This window comes from Actinophytocola gossypii (assembly GCF_025165815.1).
Taxonomy (GTDB): Bacteria; Actinomycetota; Actinomycetes; order Mycobacteriales; family Pseudonocardiaceae; genus Actinophytocola; species Actinophytocola gossypii.
This window is the reverse complement of sequence record NZ_JAFFZE010000004.1, coordinates 380915-402015: the sequence shown is the minus strand read 5'-3', so window position 1 is coordinate 402015 and position 21101 is coordinate 380915. Positions and strand designations below refer to the sequence as shown.

At 71.5% G+C, this 21101-nt stretch carries 18 protein-coding genes; 6 read left to right on the top strand and 12 right to left on the bottom strand.

Annotation, left to right across the window (positions count from 1 at the left end):
* Positions 1–18 precede the first annotated feature (18 nt).
* Genes JT362_RS03175 through JT362_RS03160 form a run of 4 tightly spaced genes read right to left on the bottom strand, consistent with a single transcriptional unit; the run spans position 19 to position 4346 of the window.
* Complete coding sequence (locus tag JT362_RS03175; RefSeq protein WP_260189470.1) at positions 19–1497, bottom strand: CocE/NonD family hydrolase; 1479 nt, start codon at positions 1495–1497, stop codon at positions 19–21.
* Positions 1494–1796 (bottom strand): AtuA-related protein, encoded by a 303-nt coding sequence (locus tag JT362_RS03170; RefSeq protein ID WP_260189469.1) that lies wholly within the window; start codon positions 1794–1796, stop codon positions 1494–1496. The genes JT362_RS03175 and JT362_RS03170 overlap by 4 nt, the downstream gene beginning before the upstream one ends.
* On the bottom strand, positions 1783–3054 hold the full coding sequence (locus JT362_RS03165; RefSeq protein WP_260189468.1) for an acyclic terpene utilization AtuA family protein: 1272 nt from the start codon (positions 3052–3054) through the stop codon (positions 1783–1785). Before JT362_RS03165 ends, JT362_RS03170 begins: the two co-directional genes overlap by 14 nt.
* Before the next feature lie 8 nt (positions 3055–3062).
* On the bottom strand, positions 3063–4346 hold the full coding sequence (locus JT362_RS03160; protein ID WP_260189467.1) for a CitMHS family transporter: 1284 nt from the start codon (positions 4344–4346) through the stop codon (positions 3063–3065).
* 90 nt (positions 4347–4436) lie between these two features.
* Here JT362_RS03160 and JT362_RS03155 point away from each other — a divergent pair, with 90 nt between their 5' ends.
* Positions 4437–5384 (top strand): LysR family transcriptional regulator, encoded by a 948-nt coding sequence (locus JT362_RS03155; protein WP_260189684.1) that lies wholly within the window; start codon positions 4437–4439, stop codon positions 5382–5384.
* On the opposite strand, the gene JT362_RS03150 is transcribed toward JT362_RS03155, so the two are convergent.
* Positions 5385–6407: a methyltransferase gene (locus JT362_RS03150; protein ID WP_260189466.1), complete on the bottom strand. Its 1023-nt coding sequence runs from the start codon at positions 6405–6407 to the stop codon at positions 5385–5387.
* Positions 6408–6703: 296 nt separating this feature from the next.
* Here JT362_RS03150 and JT362_RS03145 point away from each other — a divergent pair, with 296 nt between their 5' ends.
* A complete protein-coding gene (locus tag JT362_RS03145) occupies positions 6704–9640 on the top strand; it encodes a 3-keto-alpha-glucoside-1,2-lyase-like domain-containing protein (protein WP_260189683.1) in 2937 nt (978 codons plus the stop codon).
* A 49-nt stretch (positions 9641–9689) separates the two neighbouring features.
* Here JT362_RS03145 and JT362_RS03140 read toward each other — a convergent pair whose 3' ends face one another.
* The 5 genes from JT362_RS03140 to JT362_RS03120 form a co-directional block, all read right to left on the bottom strand.
* Positions 9690–10334, bottom strand: a complete 645-nt coding sequence (locus tag JT362_RS03140) for a lytic polysaccharide monooxygenase auxiliary activity family 9 protein (RefSeq protein ID WP_260189465.1) — start codon at positions 10332–10334, stop codon at positions 9690–9692.
* Positions 10335–10518: 184 nt separating this feature from the next.
* Positions 10519–12789 (bottom strand): catalase/peroxidase HPI, encoded by a 2271-nt coding sequence (katG, locus tag JT362_RS03135; RefSeq protein WP_260189464.1) that lies wholly within the window; start codon positions 12787–12789, stop codon positions 10519–10521.
* A gap of 23 nt (positions 12790–12812) precedes the next feature.
* The gene (locus JT362_RS03130) at positions 12813–13241 is read right to left on the bottom strand and encodes a Fur family transcriptional regulator (protein WP_260189463.1); all 429 of its coding nucleotides are present in this window, start codon (positions 13239–13241) and stop codon (positions 12813–12815) included.
* A 70-nt stretch (positions 13242–13311) separates the two neighbouring features.
* Positions 13312–14034 (bottom strand): hypothetical protein, encoded by a 723-nt coding sequence (locus tag JT362_RS03125; RefSeq protein WP_260189462.1) that lies wholly within the window; start codon positions 14032–14034, stop codon positions 13312–13314.
* 339 nt (positions 14035–14373) lie between these two features.
* Entirely contained in the window at positions 14374–15375 is a 1002-nt protein-coding gene (locus JT362_RS03120; RefSeq protein ID WP_260189461.1) for a LacI family DNA-binding transcriptional regulator, read from the bottom strand.
* Positions 15376–15476: 101 nt separating this feature from the next.
* Between JT362_RS03120 and JT362_RS03115 the strand changes: the two genes are divergently transcribed.
* Both JT362_RS03115 and JT362_RS03110 read left to right on the top strand, forming a co-directional pair.
* Positions 15477–16334, top strand: a complete 858-nt coding sequence (locus JT362_RS03115; protein WP_260189460.1) for a phytanoyl-CoA dioxygenase family protein — start codon at positions 15477–15479, stop codon at positions 16332–16334.
* Positions 16335–16362: 28 nt separating this feature from the next.
* Positions 16363–17868 (top strand): glycoside hydrolase family protein, encoded by a 1506-nt coding sequence (locus tag JT362_RS03110; RefSeq protein WP_260189459.1) that lies wholly within the window; start codon positions 16363–16365, stop codon positions 17866–17868.
* A gap of 9 nt (positions 17869–17877) precedes the next feature.
* Here the strand turns inward: JT362_RS03110 and JT362_RS03105 are convergent, their stop codons facing one another.
* Positions 17878–18717 carry an SDR family NAD(P)-dependent oxidoreductase gene (locus JT362_RS03105; RefSeq protein WP_260189458.1) on the bottom strand — a complete coding sequence of 280 codons (840 nt, stop codon included), beginning with the start codon at positions 18715–18717 and terminating at the stop codon, positions 17878–17880.
* Positions 18718–18867: 150 nt separating this feature from the next.
* Here JT362_RS03105 and JT362_RS03100 point away from each other — a divergent pair, with 150 nt between their 5' ends.
* On the top strand, positions 18868–19734 hold the full coding sequence (locus JT362_RS03100; protein ID WP_260189457.1) for a helix-turn-helix transcriptional regulator: 867 nt from the start codon (positions 18868–18870) through the stop codon (positions 19732–19734).
* 6 nt (positions 19735–19740) lie between these two features.
* On the opposite strand, the gene JT362_RS03095 is transcribed toward JT362_RS03100, so the two are convergent.
* On the bottom strand, positions 19741–20466 hold the full coding sequence (locus JT362_RS03095; protein WP_260189456.1) for a zf-HC2 domain-containing protein: 726 nt from the start codon (positions 20464–20466) through the stop codon (positions 19741–19743).
* Between the two features lie 69 nt (positions 20467–20535).
* Here JT362_RS03095 and JT362_RS03090 point away from each other — a divergent pair, with 69 nt between their 5' ends.
* Entirely contained in the window at positions 20536–21099 is a 564-nt protein-coding gene (locus JT362_RS03090; RefSeq protein ID WP_260189455.1) for a sigma-70 family RNA polymerase sigma factor, read from the top strand.
* Positions 21100–21101: the final 2 nt, after the last annotated feature.

Below are 21101 nucleotides of genomic sequence, written 5' to 3'. Positions count from 1 at the left end.
CCCGCCGGCCCCGGCGCCTCACCGTGTGGTCGTGATCTCGATCGTGCCGCCGGTGATCGTGACCCGTCCGGGTGGGGCGTCGGAGTCGATCTCCGGGTAGTCGTCGCTCGCGACGGTGACCTCCAGGTGGTGGCCGGCGGCCACGCGGCGGTGGGTGGGCCACAGGTGGACGTCCAGCTCGTAGCCGACGCCAGGGCGGACGGGAACCGCTCGTTCGTGGCCGAACCGGTGGCTTGCCCTCAACCAGCCGTTGGTGACCCGCGTCCGGGTGCCGTCCGGGGCGACGTCGTCGACGATCACGGCGAGCGCGCCGTCGGTCGCCGGGAAGGCCGCGCGGATCGTCGCCTCGACGCCGCCCGCCAGGACCAGGTCGTGCCGCAGCGGGCGGGTGCGGAACTCGAGCCCCTCGCCGGGCGTGCGCGGGCCCTCGTCGGTGTTCACCTCGTAGCTGGCCCGGATCGGGCGGATGCCGCCCGGCTTCAGCTCACCGTCCCTGGCGAACGACAGCCGGCGGGTGTCGCCGGGCGGCCATTCGTCGTACTGGTGCCAGCCGCCGTCGGGGGTCTCGAACGACGTGACCTTCTTGGCGGGCAGGGGAGCAGGCCGCCCGGCGAGCCAGTGGTCCCACCACGCCAGGAACCCGCCGGTGCCGATGTCCGCGTACTGACCGGCCGGCCAGCCGTGCTCCCACGGCCCGGCCACCAGCCACACGTTGTCCTGGCGGGCCAGGAAGTTCCGCACCATGCCGTCGCGGTACCGGTCGTACCAGCCGGCGACCTCGAGCGTCGGCACGTCGAGGTCCGACCACCGCGCCTTGACGCTCCTGGCGCGCCAGAAGTCGTCGTACAGCGGGTGCTCCGCGTACGTGACGAGCGTGTCCGGCGCGGTGTTCCGTTGCCACTCCCGGATGCGCGCGGAGTAGATGCCGCCACGGTAGATGGTGTTCTCGTACCAGTCGCTGATCCCGTCGACCGGGATGATCGCGGCCAGGTGCGGCGGCTTGTTCACCGCGACCAGGAGCGTCGAGTGGCCGCCGTAGCTCAGACCCATCTGCCCGACCCGGCCGTTCGACCACGGCTGGACGCCGAGCCATTCGATGAGGTCGTAGTTGTCGCGCTGCTCCTGTGGGCCGAACGGGTCGAGGTGGCCGGGGGAGTCGCCGGAGCCGCGCGCGTTGCACACCGCCGCCACGTACCCGCGGGTCACGTAGAACCGGGCCGCCTCACCCAGCTGTTCGAGCGCGTCGTAGGCGGTGTAGTCGTAGACGATGACCGGGAACCGGCCGGTCGCCGGCGTTCCGTCCGCGTCCGCCGGCCGGTGGAGGTCGCACGCCAGATGGCTGCCGTCCCGCACCGGCACCTCGGTCCGCGCGACGTGGACCTCGTAGGTCGCCGGCCGGTCGTAGCCGAAGAACGGGTCGTCGGGCGGGGCGGGACCGTCCGCCGGGGTGGGCGGCGTGAGCAGGGTCGCCGTCATCACCAGCGCGAGCGCCTTCATTGGATCTCCAGTGCGAGCAGGCGGGAACTGACCGACTTGCCGTGGGTGTCGAGCGCGAGCGAGGTGGTGACCCCGCCGTCGACGATCTCGTGGCACACGAAGTGCAGGGCGCACAGGTCCGGCAGCTCGTGCCGGACGACCTCGCCGGCGACGAACTCCGCCAGGTGCGCCCGGACCCGCTCCGCGGTGAGGACTCGGGCGAGCAGCGCGTAGTCGGCGTCCGCGCGGGGGAAGACCGACAGGGTGGCCGTGTTGCCCTTGTCGCCCGCGCGGCAGTGGGCCAGCTCATGCAGCAGCATCGGGCGCCTCCAGGAAGGTGACCTCGGGGTGGGTGGCCGCGCGCGGGATCGTGGTGGACGCGATGCCGATGACCTCGGTGACGTGTGCCCGGAACCCGCCGCCGCCGGCGGGACCGTTGGTGTACAGGGACTCCACCTCGTCGGCGACCCGGTCCAGCAGCGACCCGTCGTGGCCGATGGCCGCAACCCGCAGCCGGCAGTCGGTCTCGCCGCCGAGCACCTCGGCCCGCACCGGCATGCCGGCCAGCCGGCGCGCGACGATGTCGGCGGCGAGCGCGCCGCGGGCGGCCGCGTTCGGGCCGACGTAGGAGATCTCGGCCTCCACCTTGGACCCGGCGCGGTAGCCGACGCTCACCTTCAGCGTGTCCGGGCGCGCGGCGCCGCGCGCGCCGGAGACCCGCACGTCGTCGGTGACCCGCACGCCCCGCACGTCCAGCGTGACGTCCGGGGTCAGGTACGCGGCGGGGTCGGTGATCTCGTACAGCAGCTGCTCCCGCACGGTCGCCCGGGACAGCAGCCCGCCGGTGCCGGGGAGCTTGCCGAACGCCGCGGTGCCGTCGGCGGCGACGTCCGCGTACGGGAACCCCAGCTCGGCCAGGTCCGGCACGTCCTGGAAACCGGGGTCGGCGAAGTAGCCCCCGGTGAGCTGGCCCGCGCACTCCAGCAGGTGCCCGACCAGCGTGCCCGCCGCGGCCAGGGGCACGTCGGCCAGGTCCCAGCCGAGCCGGTCCGCCAGCGGCGCGAGGAACAGCGACGGGTCGGCCACCCGGCCGGTGAGCACCACGTCCGCGGCCAGCGCGGGCAGCAGCGCGTCCGCACCGAGGTACGCGTTCGCCGACACGATCTCACCGTGCTCGCGCAGCGGCCGGCCGGTCTCCCACGCGGGCGCGTCCAGGTCGAGGACGGGCAGCACGTCGTCGCCGGTGACCACCGCGACCCGGCCACGCAGACCGAGCGAGTCCATGATGGACACCGTGACCCGCCCGGCCGCCAACGGGTTCGCCGCACCCATGTTCGTGATCACCCGCACGCCGTGCGCTGCCGCGAGCGGCAGCAGCCGGGTGAACCGGGCGGGCAGGCGCCGCTCGTAGCCCAGCGACGGGTCGGCGAGCCTGCGTTGCTGCGCCTGGGCGACGGTCCGCTCGCCGAGGCACTCCAGCACCAGGTCCGCCAGCCCGGCCCGGCGCAGGAGGTCCTCCGCCGGCTCGATCCGGTCGCCGGAGAAGCCGGCCCCGCTGCCGATCCTGGTGGTCCGCACACGTCCCCCTAGAACGAGATGGCGCCGGTCACGAGCGCGACGGCGGTCATCACCAGCGTCGTGCCGAACGCCCACTTGAAGATGAACCGCTGGTGCGCCCCCAGGTCGACCCCGCTCATGCCGACCAGGATGAACGTGGACGCGGTCAGCGGCGACAACGGGAAGCCGGTCGTCATCTGCCCGAGGATGGCCGCGGTCGCGACCTCGGCCGGGTCGCCGCCCAGGGCGGTCGTGGTCTCCGCCAGCACCGGCAGCACCCCGAAGTAGTACGCGTCGGGCGTGAAGACCAGCGACAGCGGCATGCTGGTCACCGCGACGAGCACCGGGAGCGCGCCACCGGCACCGTCCGGGATGACGCCGACCAGCCACCGCGCCATCGCCTCGATCATGCCGGCGCCGTTGAGGATCCCGGTGAACACCCCGGCCGCGAAGATCATCGTGGTGACCAGCACGACGTTGTTGCCGTGCCGGGCGAACAGGTCCTGCTGCTGGGTCCACGAAGGACGGTTCACGATCACCGCGACGACGAACGCCAGCACGAACACGACCTCGAGGTCCATCAGCTGGGCCAACAGCACGCCGACCAGCGCGAGCGTCAGCACCACGTTGAACCAGAACCGGAACCTGTCCCAGCCCGCGCGGGGTTGCGGTGCCGGCACGATCTCGTCCAGCTCGATCACGCCCAGCCGTTTGCGCTCCGACCGTCCGATGAGGAACGACGCGACGAGCACCCACAGGATGCCGGCCACCATCGCGGGGAGCGCCGGCACGAACACCTCGCCGGCGGACAGGTCCAGCGCAGCCATCGCCCGCGCGGTCGGCCCGCCCCACGGCACCAGGTTCATCACGCCGGCGCCGAGGCAGATCACGCCGGCGAGCACGAGCCGGCGCATGCCGAGCCGTTTGTAGATCGGCAGCAGCGCGGACACGGTGATCAGGAACGTGGACGCGCCGTCGCCGTCCAGTGCCACGAGCAGCGTCAGCACCGCCGTGCCGATGGTGATCTTCAGCGGGTCGCCCTTCGCCCAGCGCAGCACCCGAGCGACGGCCGGGTCGAACAGCCCGGCGTCGACCATCAGGCTGAAGTACAGCACCGCGAAGGTGATCATGATCGCGACCGGGGCGACCGTGACCAGGCCGTCGGCGATCAGTGTGCCCAGCTGCCCGCCGTGCCCGGTGACCAGTGCGACCAGCACCGGGAGCGCGGTGAGCGCGATGAGCACCGAGACCCGGCGGGACAGCACCGCGACCAGGAACAGGGCGATCGTGACGAAACCACTCGCGGCGAGCATCTTTGACCTCCTGCGATCCGGACCACACCATCCCGGCTACTGGCCATCGCAGGCAAGCATCAGTATCCGATAGATTGATGCGTCGTGCGCATGGATCTGACCGTCCAGCAGCTGCGCGTCGTCGTCGCCGTGCACGACGCCGGCAGCTTCACCGCCGCCGCCGAGACGCTGCTGACCGCCCAGTCGTCGCTCTCGCGGACCGTGCTGGAGGTCGAGCGCAGGCTCGGCGTGCCGCTGTTCCGGCGGACCACGCGCCGCCTCGAACCGACCGCGGCCGGACGGGAGTTTGTCGCCGTCGCCCGCACCACGGTCGCCACCTTCGACGCCAACCTGCGGCACTTCGCCGGCTTCCTCGACGGCGGGCGCGGCCGGGTGCGGGTGGCGACGCTGCCCTCGCTCGCGGCGATCCTGCTGCCCTCGATCGTGTCCGGCTACCAGCGCGCGCACCCGGGCGTCGCACTGTCCATCGAGGACGCCCTGGCCACCGAGGTGCTGGACCGGGTGCGCTCCGGGGTGGTCGACTTCGCCATCACCGTGGTGTCCGCGACCGGCGAGCCGCTCGACGACCTGGACGTGACACCGGTGGCGCGGGACCGGTTCTGTGTCGTGTTCCCGCCGGGGCACGCGTTCGCCTCGGCCGCCGAGGTGTCCTGGTCGGACCTCGCGGGGGAGGCGTTCATCGCGTTCGACCGCACGACCAGCATCCGCCAGCACCTCGACCGGGCGTTCGCCGAGTCGGGCACCGCGCCCCGCAACGCGGTCGAGGCACGCAACATCAGCGCGGTGGCCGGGCTGGTCGCCGCCGGACTCGGCGTGTCGGCGGTACCCGGCCTGGTGCTGCCGCTGGTCGGGTTCGCCGGTCTGGCCCACCGCCCCCTCGGCGACCCGAGGATGGAACGCCGGATCGCGGTGGTCGAGGTGCCGCACCGACCACTGTCGCCCGCCGCCGCCGCGTTCCGCACCGCGATCACCGACGCGAACCGCGGGCGGGCGCCGCTGCCGCCGGAGACCGCCTGGCTGCCGCTGAACGGCGGTTGATCACTGCTGGACGGGAGTGGCCTCGATGATGCGGAAGGCCGCCGGGGGCAGGTCGACGACGTCGGTGAGCGCGAAGCCGCAGCGGCGGCACAGGGCGTCGAAGTCGGCACGGGTGCGTTCCCGGCCGCCGAGGTTGACGAGCATGTTGAGGTCGCTCAGGTACATCACCGGCGGGGCCGCCTCGTCGACGACGTCGGGCAGGATCGGCTCGACGATCAGCAGGCGGCCGTCGGCGGGGACGACCCGGCGGCAGTGGTCGAGGATGGTCGCGCAGGCGTCGTCCGGCCAGTCGTGGATGACGCTCTTCAGCAGGTAGACGTCGGCGCCGGCGGGGACGCCGGTGAAGAAGTCGCCGGTCGCCCGGTCGACGCGATCGGCGACCGGGCCGAGGGTGGCGCCGGCCTCGGCCTGGCCCTCCTCGGTGTCGTACAGGATGCCGCGCAGGTGCGGGTGCGCGCGGAGGATCGCGGCCAGCAGCGTGCCGTCCCCGCCGCCGATGTCGGCGACGGTGTGGAACCGCTCGAACGGGTAGCGCGCCGGCAGCGTCTCCGCGACCAGCGCGGTGCCCTGGCTCATCGATGCGTTGAACGTGGCCGACAGTTCGGGCCGGGACTTGAGGTGTGCGAAGAAGTCGGTGCCGAACACGTCGGCGAACGTGGTGTTCCCGGTCCGCACGGCGTGGTCGAGCCGTTGCCAGGCGCCCGTTATCGTCTCGTCGGTGAACATCTCGGCGAACGCGTGCAGCGAGCCGGGCTGGTCGCTGCGCAGCAGGGCGCCGGCGGGGGTGAGGGCGAACGTGTCGGGGCCGGTCTCGGTCAGCAGATCGAGCGCGGCGAGCGCGCGCAGCAGCCGCCGGGTCGCGTCCGGGTCGGTCGCGCAGTCGGCCGCCACCTCCGGCGCGGTGCGTTCCCGGCCGGCGAGCGCGTTCGGCACGCCGAGCCGGACGGCGGCGCGGACGGCCTGCGCGGCCATCGTGCCGAACACCAGGTGGACCAGGGCGCCGCGGGTCTCCGGATCAGCCATGCCCGATGTCTATCAGGCCGGCGGTCAATTGACAACGAATGTCGTTTCGGGAAGATCTGATGAGAAGGTGACCGTGTGTAGTTCTTTTGCATATTAACTCTAAAAGAAGGTGGGAGGTAATCAAAAGTTGCTTCCACTTTTGCTGATCAGGCGGAAAGATCCTCCGAGGGGGACGGCCGAGCTCCGGCTCGGGTGATCTTCAAGGAGGAAGAGTGTTCTTACCGTCCGAGCGTCATCGCGGAAGTCATCGCAGAAGAGGGCTGGCCGGTCTTCTCTGTGCCGGCGTCCTCGGTTCGATCGTGGCGCTGACCGCGCCCGCCGCGGCCGCCCAGCCCGCGGACCTGCCGCCCCAGGAGCCCGGCGTCACGCTGCGCACCTTCGACGTGCAGGTGCCGTTGAGCGAGATCTGCACCCTCAAGACCGGCCAGACCCCGAACGTCGACAAGCTGATGCCGACGATCGACTGGACCACCCAGGCCGACTTCGGCTTCGAGAGCAACTTCGTCACCCACGCCATCGGCAACATCAACGTGGCCGAGGCGGGCGACTACACGTTCCGGCTGACCAGTGACGACGGCTCCCGTCTCTACATCGACGACCAACTCGTCATCGACCACGACGGCCTGCACGGCGAGGAGCCCAAGGACGGCACCGTCACCCTGACCGCCGGCTACCACTCGCTGCGGGTCGAGTACTTCGAGGCGGGTGGCGAGCAGGTGCTCCGGCTCGGCTGGCGGCCGCCGGGTGCCACGGACTTCGCCGTGGTGCCGAACTCGGTCCTGTCCACCGACGCCGACGTGGTGCGGGTGACCGCGCCGGGGCGCAAGGAATGCGAGGGCATCACCGACAGCCCCGGCGACGGCCTGCCGCTGAACTCGGTGAACCCCGACTACACGCTCACCGACCTGCGCCCGGACGGCTTCGAGCCGCAGGTGTCCGCGATGGACTGGACCGAGGACGGCAGGCTCGTCATCGCCACCTGGGGCGGCAGCCTCAACACCCTCGGCGAGGTCTACGTCCTCGACGGCGTCACCGGCGACACCGACCCGTCCCAGGTGACCTACAAGAAGATCGCCACCGGACTGCGGGAGCCGATGGGGCTCAAGGTCCTCGACGGGCGGATCTACGTCTCGCAGAAGCACGAGCTCACCGAGCTGCGCGACACCGACGGCGACGACGTGATCGACGAGCAGCGCACGGTCGCCACCTGGCCGTTCAGCGGGAACTTCCACGAGTTCGCGTTCGGCCTGCTCTACCGTGACGGCCACTTCTACCTGAACCTGTCGGTCGCGATCGACTACGGCGGCGCGACCACCGACCCGCAGCCCGCGGCCGACCGCGGCACCACGATCGCGGTGAACCGCTGGACCGGGAAGGTCACCTACCTGGCGGGCGGCCTGCGCACGCCGCACGGCATCGGCTGGGGCCCCAAGGGCGAGGTCTTCGTGACCGACAACCAGGGCGGCTGGCTGCCGGCGTCCAAGCTGGTGCACGTCGAGCCGGGCCGCTTCTTCAACCACTACACCAACCCCGACGGCCGGTTCGACCACAAGCCGGTGACCAAGCCGGTGCTGTGGCTGCCGCAGAACGAGATCGCGAACTCGCCGAGCACCCCGGTGACCATGCGGTCCGGCCCGTTCCGGGGCCAGCTGCTGATCGGCGACGTCACCTACGGCGGCCTGCAGCGCGCGTACCTGGAGAAGGTGCACGGCGAGTACCAGGGCGCGGTGTTCCGGCACACCCAGGGCCTGGAGGTCGGCCTCACCGAGACGACGATCGGGCCGGACGGCGCGATCTACGTCGGCGGTCTCGGCGCGGACGGCAACTGGGGCCAGGAGGGAAAGCTCAAGTTCGGCCTGCAGAAGCTGACCCCGAACGGCGCCAACACCTTCGACATGAAGTCGATGAAGGCCACCAGGGACGGCTTCCGGATCACCTACACCCGACCGCTGTCCGACGACACCGTCACGAAGATCGCCGAGGACGCCGCCGCGGCGTACGAGGTGAACCAGTGGCGCTACGCCGCGACCGAGCAGTACGGCGGCCCGAAGGTCGACGAGGAGGAGCTGGCCGTCACCTCCGCGCACGTCACGCGCGACCGCAGGACCGTCGTCCTGGAGATCCCGGGGCTCAGGACCGACCGCGTCGTGCACCTGCGCTCGCCGCGTCCGTTCGCCGCCGAGGGTGGCGAGGAGCTGTGGAGCACCGAGGCCTGGTACACGCTCAACGCGATCCCCGGCCGGCACGAGCGCCAGGTGTTCTACGAGGCCGAGGAGGGTCACCGCGAGGGCGGGGCGGGCGTGAACACCGACCACTCCGGCTACACCGGCATCGGGTTCGTCGACAGGTTCGGCGAGCAGGGCGCGTCCACCACGATGCACGTCACCGCGTACCGCACGGGTCGCCACGACATCGGGCTGCGCTACTCGAACGGGCCCAACCCCTTCTCCGGCGACAAGTCCGTGAGCCTGTACGTCAACGGCAGGAAGGTGCGGCAGACCGTCCTGCCGACCACCGTCACCTGGGAACAGTGGGCAACCAAGACCGAACAGGTGTGGCTGCGCCGAGGACACAACACGATCCAGTACAAGGTGGACGAGGGCGACACCGGGCACGTCAACCTCGACCTGATCTCGGTCAGGAAGCCGGGGGAGCGGATCGTCCTGTTCGACGGCGGGGACACCGACGAATGGCGACACACCGACGGCCGGCTCGCGAGCTGGCCCATGGTCGGCCGGAACGCGATGGAGGTCAACGGCGGTGACCTGCGGACCAAGGACGCGTTCGGCGACTTCCGGCTGCACGTCGAGTTCAAGGTGCCGCAACTGCCGCCGGACGTGACCGGCCAGGACCGCGGCAACAGCGGCGTCTACCTGCAGGAGCGCTACGAGGTCCAGATCCTCGACTCGTACGGCGACACCACGCTCGCCGACAACGAGGCCGGCGCGATCTACACGCGGAAGGCGCCGGACGTCAACGCGGCGAAGCCACCGGAGACGTGGCAGACCTACGACATCTGGTTCCGCGCCGCCCGCTACGACGAGGCGGGGACCAAGGTCGAGGACGCCCGGGTCACGGTGGTGTGGAACGGCGAGGTGGTGCACCGGAACTTCGCCATCCCCGGCGTCACCGGCGGCAGCATCCCCGAGGGCCCGTCGACCGGCGCGATCCGGTTGCAGGACCACGGGAACGCCGTGCAGTTCCGCGACATCTGGATCCAGCCGCTGAGCTGAGGCGAACGGCGGGGCCCGGTTCGCGCCGGGCCCCGCCGTCCGGTTCCACTCAGTTGAAGATCACGTCACTGCACCACATGTAGGTCTGGTCGAGGTGGGATGCCTGCCAGATCGTGAAGATGACGTGGTGTCCGGAGTAGCCGGAGGTCTGGACGTTGAACGTGATGTCGTTCGCCGGCGGGTAGCTGCCGGTCTGGGTGATGAAGTCGAGATCGCCCCAACCGAGGCTCCGGGTGGTCGGGTCGAACCCCTGCTTGCTGACGTAGACCCGGAAGAAGTCCGCCCCGTGGGCGGCCTGGTCGTGCAGGTGCATCGTGAAGTTGTCGTTGATGGTGGTGGTCTTCCACGGCCCCGCGAGGTTCAGCGAGTTGTTGCGGGACAGGCCGTTGCTGCACAGCTGACCGTCGGGGGTCGATCCCTGGAAGTTCCCGCCGAGGCCGTCCCGCAGCGCGCTCATCCAGTTCCACATCGTGTCCGGGTTGGCCTGGAAGGCCTGGTAGCACATGGGATCCTGCTGCTGCATGTCGGGATTCATGTGGTCGCTGCCCCAGTCGTCCCAACACTGGTAGGCCCGGGTGGGCGGACCGACGATCGTTCCGTGTGCCGAGGCCGTCGGGGTGAAGACGAACAGGCAGGCCATGGTGGCGACGACCAGTGCCACGATGCCACGCCGCCTCGTGGTGCGCGTACGCATGGGTGAGGACTCCATTCTCCGGCGATTCGTTTCTCTGGGAGCGCTCCCATATCGATTTCTCAGCGTAACCGAGAGAACACGCGGCCCTCAACGACCAGCGGGGGGTGAGTGTGTGGACTATTCCGCACACGAACGAGCCCGGCCGATCACGGGGATCGACCGGGCTCGTCGGTGTGGACGCCGATCAGGCGAGGTCGAAGCGATCCAGCTCCATGACCTTCGTCCAGGCCGCGACGAAGTCCCGTACGAACTTCTCGCGGGCGTCATCGCTGGCGTAGACCTCGGCGAGGGCACGCAGCTGCGAGTTGGAGCCGAAGATGAGGTCGACCGCCGTGGCGGTCCACTTCAGCTCGTCGGTCGCCGCGTCGCGGATCTCGTACACGTGCTCCTCGGACTCCGACGCCTTCCACCGGGTACCCGGCGAGAGCAGGTTGGCGAAGAAGTCGTTGGTGAGCGCGCCCGGCCGGTCGGTGAGCACGCCGTGCCGGCTGTCGCCGGCGTTGGCCCCGAGGGCGCGCAGGCCGCCGACGAGCACGGTCATCTCCGGCGCGGTGAGGTTCAGCATGTAGGCGCGGTCGACCAGCAGCACCTCCGGCTGGAGCTTCTCGCCGGCACGCAGGTAGTTGCGGAACCCGTCGGCACGCGGCTCGAGGACCGCGAACGACTCGACGTCGGTGTCCTCCTGGCTGGCGTCGGTGCGACCAGGGCGGAAGGGCACGGTCACCTCGACGCCCGCGTCGGCCGCCGCCTTCTCGACCGCGGCCGAGCCGGCCAGCACGATGAGATCGGCGAGCGAGATCTTCGCGCCGCCCGAAGCGTTGAACTCCCGCTGGATGCCCTCGAGGGTCTCCAGGACGGTCGCGAGCCGCTCCGGCTGGTTGACCTCCCACCCGCGCTGCGGCTCGAGGCGGATCCGCGCGCCGTTGGCGCCGCCGCGCTTGTCGGTGGACCGGAAGCTCGCGGCCGAGGCCCACGCGGTGGCGACCAGCTGGTCGGTCGGGACGCCGGACTCGAGGACCTTCGCCTTGAGGGCGGCGATGTCGGCGTCACCCACGAGCTCGTGGTCGACGGCCGGCACCGGGTCCTGCCACAGCTGGGGCTCGGCCACCCACGGCCCGAGGAAGCGGCTGACCGGACCCATGTCGCGGTGCAGCAGCTTGTACCAGGCCTTGGCGAACGCCAGCGCGAACTCGTCCGGGTTCTCCATGAAGCGGCGGGAGATCGGCCCGTAGATGGGGTCGAAGCGCAGCGACAGGTCGGTGGTGAGCATCGTCGGCCGGTGCTTCTTGGCCGGGTCGTGGGCGTCCGGGATGATCTCCTCGGCGTCCTTGGCGACCCACTGCTTGCCGCCACCGGGGCTGGTGGTCAGCTCCCACTCGTAGCCGAAGAGGATCTCGAAGAAGCGGTTGCTCCACTTCGTCGGCACGTCGGTCCAGGTCACCTCGAGCCCGCTGGTGATGGTGTCCGCACCCTTGCCACTGCCGTGGGTGGAGAGCCAGCCGAGGCCCTGCGCCTCCAGCGGGGCGCCCTCGGGCTCCGCGCCGACGTGGTCGTCGGCGGTGCCGGCGCCGTGGGTCTTGCCGAAGGTGTGGCCGCCGGCGATGAGGGCGACGGTCTCCTCGTCGTTCATCGCCATCCGGCCGAAGGTCTCCCGGATGAAGTGGGCAGCGGCCATGTAGTCGGCGCTGCCGCGCGGGCCCTCGGGGTTGACGTAGATCAGGCCCATCTCGGTCGCGCCGAGGTCGGGCACCATCTCCGAGTCGGTGACGTAGCGCTCGTCACCCAGCCAGGCGTCCTCCGGACCCCAGAAGATCTCCTCCGGCTCCCAGACGTCCTCCCGGCCGAAGCCGAAGCCGAAGGTCTTGAAGCCCATCGACTCCAGGGCGACGTTGCCGGCGAGCACCAGCAGGTCGGCCCAGGAGATCTTCTGGCCGTACTTCTGCTTGACCGGCCACAGCAGCCGGCGCGCCTTGTCCAGGTTGGCGTTGTCCGGCCAGCTGTTCAGCGGGGCGAACCGCTGACCGCCGTCGCCCGCGCCGCCTCGGCCGTCGTGGATGCGGTAGGTGCCGGCGGCGTGCCAGCTCATCCGGATCATCAGGCCGCCGTAGTGGCCGAAGTCGGCCGGCCACCAGTCCTGCGAGGTGGTGAGGGTCTCGGCGATGTCCCGCTTGAGGGCCTCGACGTCGAGCTTGGCGAACTCCTCGGCGTAGCTGAAGTTCTCGCCGAGCGGGTTGCTCTTCGACGAGTGGGCGTGCAGCACCGAGAGGTCGAGCTGGTTGGGCCACCAGTCCCGGTTCGTGCGCGGACGGCCGCCGGTCTTCGAGGTCGGCGAGTCGATCGCGGGGTTCTCGCTCTCGCTGCCGTGCGCGGTCACGGAGTCGTGCGCGACCGGGCAGCCGGCCGCGGCCTTCTCGTCCACGCCCTGCGCGCTGGAGGGGCCGTTGGTGTCGCTCATCTACTTCCTTCCGAACTGGCGGATCATTGGGGGGTGGGAGTGGCCGCGCAGTCGGGGCAGGTGCCCCAGTAGACGACCTCCGCCTCGTCCACCACGAACCCGTGGTCGTCCGAGGCGGTGAGACAGGGCGTGTGCCCGACGGCGCATTCGACGTCCGCGATCGCACCGCAGGAGCGGCAGACGATGTGGTGGTGGTTGTCCCCGACCCGGGACTCGTAGCGCGCGGTAGCGCCAGCCGGCTGGATGCGCCGTACCAGACCGGCGTCGGTCAGTGCCCGCAGCACGTCGTAGATCGCCTGGTGGGAGACCGTGGGATGATCGTCCCGCACCAGGGCGATCAACCTGTGGGTGTCGACGTGCGGGTGGTCGCGCAGCGCGGTGAGCACCGCCAACCTGGGCCGGGTCACGCGCAACGAGGCCGCCCGCAGCTGAGCCTCGAAGTCGGACGTCATGTCCGCACCCTATGCCGCTAGTCTGGAACAAATCAAGTTTAGGCCCGTCACATCGGCCGGCGCCCCGGGGTCAGGTGAGTTCGAGAGAACGTGCCATGTCCTTGAACGCGGGAAGCTGGTCGGAGTGCCGGTTCGGGTCGAAGTTTCCGCTGATCACGACGTAGCCGCTGTCGGTGAACAGCACCGCGGCGTAGACCACGTGGCCGTCGCTGTTGTGGCCGGTCAGTTCGAACCCGGGCAGGTCGGCGATGTCGACCTCGGTGATCGTCTCGATCGTGGGCTCGTGCGGCAGCTTCTCGAACCGTTCCGTGGCGAACGAGCGGCGCCGTTCCTCCCCGATCGGGCTCTGCCCGAGCGACGGGGTGGCGATGAGCTTGGGGACGTCCATGCCCGACTCGCCGCCGAGGGTGGCGAGAATTCCCGCGCTGGTGTCCAGCACGCGTTCGTAGCCGGTGGCGACAGTGATGTCGAGACCGACGTCGCCGGGCGCGGTGTCCGTGTTCCAGCGCGCGTCGGTGATGACGTCCAGCATGTCGTCGGCGGACAAGGGGTCACCGGGTTCGGCCGTTCCCGTGATATGCACATAAGTGTTGTCCGCGACCAGCACCGCGACCGCCTTCTGGTACGTCGTGCCCGCCGCCAGCTGGGTGCCAGTCGTTGCGATCGCGGGGTGGCCCGCGACCTCCAGCTCACGGACGGCGCCCAGATCCAACCCCTGTTGGGCGGCCTGTGGACCGACCAAGCCCGTGGCGACCTCGTCCAGCACCTCCTGCGGGGTCTTCGTCCCGCCCAAGGGACTGCTGAGTACCACGATGCTTGTTCTCGTGCCAGGACGACCGACTCCCGTGATGGTCTCGTCGACCGTCATGCCGTGCGGTATCCGCAGCGAAACCCTGGTCCGGGGGATCGCGGTGTATGCGTCGTCGTCGGCTGCGGTGGTCGAAGCGCTCGACTGTGTGGTTGACGGAGGCGTCGCGGGTGACGTGTCGACCTCGGCGCAACCGGCGGCGAGCACAACGGTGACGAGGACCGAGGGCAGGAATCTTCGTGATGACATGTCGAGTGGGCCCCATGGGGTGAAAGATCGAACGGAACGTGCGCAATCTAGCCGGGGCGCCCGAGGCCGTGCCGGTCAGCTGGTGGCGCGGACCAGTAGCCGGTGCGGTGCAACGATCGACCGGCCGGTGTGCGGGTCGTCGGGCTGGGTGGCGAGGCAGTCCAGGGCCAGCTCGGCGATGCCGTCCTTGTCGGGGGAGACGGTGCTCAGCGCGGGGACGCTGTACCGGCCGTCCTCGATGTCGTCGAAGCCGACGACGGACACGGCGTCGGGCACCCGCACGTCGCGGTCCGCGGCCGCGCGCATCGCGCCGAGGGCCAGTTCGTCGGTGAAGCAGAACACCGCGTCCGGCGGCTCGGGCAGGTCAAGCAGCTCCAGCATCGCCCGGTGGCCGTCGGCGCGGTGCAGGGTGCGGACCGGGCGTTCGAGCTCCGGGGCCACCGGGACGCCGGCTGAGGACAGCGCCTGGTGGTAGCCGAGCAGGCGTTGCCGGGCGGTGGCGTTGAAGATGCTCGGCTGCACCCCGAGCGCGGCGATCCGGCGGCGGCCGGTGGCCAGCAGGTGCGCGGTCGCCGCCCGGGCCGCGGCCACGTTGTCGATCGCCACGTGGTCGACACGCAACTGGTCGGGGGAGTCGTGTTCGCCGAGCAGGACCAGTGGCACGGTGTCGGTGCGCGCGGCGACGTCCGCCGGCGCGACCGTCCACGGGCTGAACAGCACGCCGTCCACGAGCTGGCTGCGCTTCCCGTGCAGCAGCAGGCGTTCGCGCTCGGGGTCGCCGTCGGTCTGGTCGATCAGGACGGTCAGCCCCCGGCGCTGCGCCACGCGGACCGTGCGGGCGGCCAGCTCGGCGAAGTACGGCGAGTCGATCTCGGGCACCACGAGTGACACCAAGCCCGTGCGGCTGCGGCGCAGCGTGCGCGCGGCGAGGTTGGGCCGGTAGCCAAGCTCGTCGATGCTCGCCTGCACCCTGGCCCGCGTCTCCGGCGCCACGTACCGGAAACCGTTCACCACATTGGACACCGTGCGCACGGACACGCCGGCGTGCTCCGCGACGTCCCGCAGTCTCGCGGGCATCTCCGCCTCCTCGGGGTTTGCTCCATTCTACCCCTTGCAACGTCGCATGCCACGTTGCAAACTCGAAGGCGCTTCCCGTCGTCGTCGCCGAGGAGGTCCGGATGACTCCGCACGAGACCGCTCACGGGGCCACTGTCGCCCCGTTCAGCGCACCCGAGGTCGAGGAACTGCACGCGCGGCTCTACCGGGACGGGGTGATCGGCCTACCGGGGGCGTTCGACCGGTCGTGGGTCCAGCGCCTCGGCGAGGACGTGGACGTCGCGTTCGCCGACGCGCTCGACCGGGCCGACGGCGCCGTCGGCCGCGGCCCGAACCGCTACTACGTGGAGATCCACCCCGAACAGCTGCGCGGGTTCGTCGAACTCGCCACGCACCCGTGGATCAGCGCGGTGTGCGAGTCCGTGCTCGGTCCCGACTACCGGATCGTCGAGGTCGGCTTCGACGTGCCGCTGCCGGGCGCGGTCGACCAGCCGTGGCACCGCGACTTCCCGATGCCCGACGTCACCCGCGACACCGGCACGCTCGACTCGCTGGCCATCAACGTGACCACTGTGGACACCGAAGAGGACATGGGCCCGTTCGAGATCGCGCCCGGCACCCAGTTCGACGACGGCACGGACTTCGAGCACGGCATGTTCCCGCCGAAGTCCGCCTACCCGCGCTACCAGGAGCGGGCGAGCCGCAGGTACCCGCGGATGGGCGACATCTCCATCCGCTCCGCGCTGACCGTCCACCGCGGCACCGAGAACCACTCGCGGAAGTCCCGGCCGGTGCTCGTGCTCGGCGTCGACGGCCCGGGCGCGATCAACGGCGAGCGGCACGACCTGGCGGTCACCTCGCGGTTCTGGGCGACGCTGCCCGAGTCGCTGCGCGCGCACCTGGACTGCCCGATCGTCGACACCCTGCGACCGATCACGCAGAAACACACCATCGAAGGACTGGTCATGGGCGCGTCCTGAGCGCGCCGCCACGACAGGAGGCCCCGCAGTGAACCAGCACGAGGCGAACCGCCGGACCGTCTTACGCGGGCTCGGCCTGCTCGGCGCCACCGGCGCTGCCGCGAGCATGCTCGGCCCGGCCACGGCGAACGCCGCGCCGTCCGCCCGCACCACGCCCTTCGACCTGCACTTCTCGGTCACCCACAAGTCCCGGCCGTTCGCGTTGATCGCACCCCGGTTCGTCCAGTTCGACACCGCGCTGACGCCCCGGCCGAGCACGCTCGCCGGCGGCACGCTGATCACCACGAACGTCCGCCCGCGCGCGCCGTACGGCACCGTCACCGTCGAGGTCCAGCGGGTCGACGGCGCCGCGGGCGTGGTCGCCGGTCTCGCCGGGGCGTCGGCGTCCGTGCTCGGCGTGTACGACGCCGGCGCCGGCCGGGTGAGCATCGAGGTCACCACCGGCGGCACCACGACCGTGGTGAAGTCCGCCCCCGCGTCGCTGCGGGCGCCGTTCCAGCTCGCCACCGTGGTGAACGAGAACGCCGTCACCGTGCTGGCCGACCCCACCGGCACCGGGACCGGCTGGCACCCGCTGATCACCGAACGGGACGGCGTGCGCGCGCTCATCGACCTGCGGGTGCCCGACACGCTCGGCACGATGAGCTACGCCTACGGCGGCCGGGGCGACGGGTCGGCCACGCTCGGCCGGGTGCGTGCCGGCTACTTCGGCCAGGCGGGCGTGCGCGACCCACACGTGGTGCAGCACGTCGACGGCAGGCCGTTGGTCCGGGACGGCAAGCTGTACCTCACGTTCACCCAGGCCGGCCTCGGGTTCTTCCAGCAGGCGCACTGGGGCGTGTGGACCCTCGACCTCGCCGACCCCTCGAAGCTGGAACAGGTCGCGACGCTGTTCTTCGCCCGCGACGGTGTGGTGGTCGGCGACCACGCCGGCCATCTCGTCTACGACGACGCCGAGGACCGGTTCATCGTGACGATGAGCTCCTGGGGCGACTTCGACTTCGACGGCGTCCACATCAGACACGCGGTCACCCGGGCGAACGTGCTGTCCGGCGTGCACGTGCTGCCGACCGAGCGCCTTCCGCTGCCGACCTCGGTCAGCTCGTGGGACCCGGCGCTGACGAAGATCAACGGCCGCTGGTACGTCGCCTTCGTGGAGAGCCCGGCGCAGCAGCCGGCGTTCGTGTTCCACCCGGCGCTGGCCGTCGGGCCCCGCGGCGCCGACTACGCCGATGGCCTGGAGCTGGTCGGCGCGGACACCTCGGTCGACCAGACCGAGGGCACGATCATCCAGCGGGTCGGTCGCGAGTGGTACGTGCTGGCCAGCGACGGCGACGCGCGCAACTACCCGGTGTACGACCTGGAGATGCGCAGGCTCGGCACCCTGGACGCGCCATACGGCACCAACATCCCGCACCCGATGATCGTGCGCTCGGACGGCTCCTGGTGGATGGTCACCTTCGACGGCACCCAGTACGCCGAACCCGTCCTCGGTTACGGCGGCCACGGCGACCTCGTCGTCATGCGGGCCTGACGACCGGGATCAGACCGGGTCGTGGTCGGTCGAGTGCGCCAGCTCGCGGCCGGCGTCGATGTCCTCGGTGAGGGCCTTGACCTTCGCGGTGGCGTAGGCGTGGGCGTCCGAGCCGAGGAGCCGGCGCAGCGGGCCGTCACCCGCCTCGACGACCTCGACGATCGCGGCGGCGCCCCGGACCGGGTCGCCGAGCTGGCTGCCCTGCAGGGCCAGGTGGTCCCGGGTCATCTCGCGGATGCCCGGGTAGCCGTCCGCGGTCTCGGCCGGCAGGGCGAGGGAGCCGGTGGTCAGGAAGTCGGTGCGGAAGTACCCGGGCTCCACGAGCGTGACCCTGATCCCGAGGTCGGCGACCTCGGCCGCGAGCGCCTCGCTCATGCCTTCCAAGGCGAACTTGCCGGCGCAGTACAGGCCCCAGCCGGGGAAGGCGGTGAGCCCGAGGATCGACGAGACGTTCACGACGTGCCCCCGACGCTGCCGGCGCAGCACCGGCAGCGCGGCGCGGAGCACGTTCCATGCGCCGAACACCTGGATGTCGAACATGGCGCGGGCCTCGGCGTCGGTGGTCTCCTCGACCGCGGCGATGAAGCCGTAGCCCGCGTTGTTCACGACGACGTCGAGGCCGCCGAAGCGTTCGGTGGCGCGGGCGACCGCGCCGGCCACCGCGCGCTCGTCGGCCAGGTCGACCTCGAGGGCCAGCAGCCGGGACGTGTCGGTGTCCGCGAGCGCGGCGGTGAGCCGGTCGGTCGAGCGGGTGGTGGCCGCGACGTCGTCGCCGCGCCGCAGCAGCTGCCTGACGAGCTCGAGGCCGAGGCCGCGTGACGTGCCGGTGACGAACCAGGTACGGGACATGGTGATGCTCCTTCCGGGGGTTGGCTCGTCCAGTCTTGGCGTCCGGCGGGCGTCCGTGGGGCCCACGATCGGCCCTCCGCGACCTCGGTCGCGCGTACCTGGGACGCACAGGTCCAGGCGGCCCGGCGCGGGTCTTGGCACGATGGTGGGGTGACGAGCGTCAACCGCGAGCTGGCCGACTTCCTCCGCCGCGCGCGGAGCAGGATCGACCCGGCCAGAGCCGGGTTGCCGCACGACGGGCGGATCCGTCGGGTCCCCGGGTTGCGGCGCGAGGAGGTGGCGCTGCTGGCCGGGGTCTCCACCGACTACTACGCACGCCTGGAGCAGGGGCGCCGGATCACCCCGTCGGACAGCGTGCTCGACGCGGTCGCCCGCGCGCTGGGGCTCGACGAGGCGGGCCGGCGGCACCTGGGCGACCTGGTCGGCGCCCCGGCCGGCAGCCGGCGACGGAGTACGCAGACGGTCCAGCGGGTGCGGCCGGGCCTGCACCAGTTCCTGGACACCCTGGACGGCCACCCGGCGCTGATCCTGGGCAGGCGCACCGACGTGCTGGCGAGCAACCGCCTGGCCAGGGCGCTGTTCGCCGACTTCGAGGCGATGCGGCCGAGAGACCGCAACTACGCCCGCTGGATCTTCCTCGACGACGCGGCCAGGACGCTGTTCGTGGACTGGGACACGCAGGCCAGGGCGTGCGTGGAGAACCTGCGGCTCGACCTCGGCGACGACCCGGACGACCTGGCCGCGCGCGAGCTGGTCGCCGAGCTCGCCGACCGCGACCCGCGGTTCCGCGAGTGGTGGGAGGACCACGGCGTCTTCCAGCGCACGTTCGGCAGCAAGCGGCTGCGGCACCCGACCGTCGGGGACATCACCGTCCAGTACGAGACCCTCACCACCCCCGGCGACCGCGACCAGACCCTGTTCGTCTACACCACCGAGCCCGGCACCCCGTCCCACGAGGCGATGGGCCTGCTCGCCAGCTGGGTGGGGCCGGTGCGGAACAGCCCCACCGGCCAGTAGGCGCGGTCAGGCGGCCCGGTGCCGGCTCGCGGGGCGCAGCGGTGGCCGGCCACGCCCGGACCGCCCGGCAGGCCCGGGTGCGGTGCTCCCCATGTCCGTGGCGCTGTCCGTGCCGGTCCGCCGGGTGCCGTGCGGTTCGTCGTCGCGGGTGCGCCGGTTGACCAGGACGAGCAGGATCAGCCCGGCGACCAGCAGCCCGTGCCCGGCGACCCGGGAGACCGGGACCGCGCCGGTGATCAGGTCGTGGGTGGAGTACGCGAGCAGCACGAGCACGAACCCGCCGAGCACCGGGATCATCCCGGCGGTGGCCCTCGGGTGGAACGCGGCCCAGAACAGCCCGACGCCCAGCGCGAGGTTCCAGGCGATGCCCTCGTTGAACAGGTGGGTCGCGATCGGCACGTGCTGGGCGTGGGACGCCGCGGTCGTCGTTCCGAACAGCTGGGACAGCGCCAACCCGAGCTGCGCGACCGCGACCACGCCGAGCCCGAGCCGCGTTCCCCAGCCGCGGTTGCTCACCAGCACCGGGGCGTCGTCGAGGATCGCGCCGGTCAGGTCGGGGACCGGGGTCGCCTCCCTGACCCGCAGCGAGCGGGTCAGGTCGATGGCTCGGTCGTGCCACTCCCGGCAGGACCGGCACGCGCGGAGGTGCTCGTCGGTCGACGCCGCGGGTACCGGTTCGACCTCGCCGTCCATCCTCGCGGACAGGGCTTCGCGGCACGTGGAGCACTCCATGTCCACAATTGTCGTCAGCGCGGGCGCCGGAGTTCCCCACGGGTTCCGCACCGTTTACGCTGCGATGCCGTGACCCCGGGTGAGGATGAGCTGACCGCGCTGGCGTTGGCCGCGGGAAGGGGCGACAGGGCGGCGCTGGACCGGTTCGTCCGCGCCACCCAGCGGGACGTCTGGCGCCTCGTCGCCCACCTCGCCGGCATGGGCCTGGCCGACGACCTGACGCAGGAGACCTACCTGCGTGCGTTGCCCAGCCTGCCCCGCTTCGCCGCCCGGTCCTCGGCCCGCACCTGGCTGCTGTCGATCGCCCGCCGGGTGGTGGTGGACCACATCCGGACCGCGACGTCCCGGCCGAGGACCACCGGCGCGGTGGACTGGAACGCCGCCGCCGACCGGCAGGCCGCGGCCCGAGGCGCGGCGGCGGGCTTCGAGGACCTGGTCGAGGTCAACCTGCTGCTCGACCGGCTCGACCCGGACCGCCGCGAGGCGCTGGTGCTCACCCAGGTGCTCGGCCTGCCCTACGCCGAGGTCGCCGAGATCTGCCACGTCCCGCTCGGCACCGTCCGGTCCCGGGTCGCCAGGGCACGCGAGGACCTGCTCGCCGCCGACGACACCCGCCGCGAGGGCGCGGGCTGAGG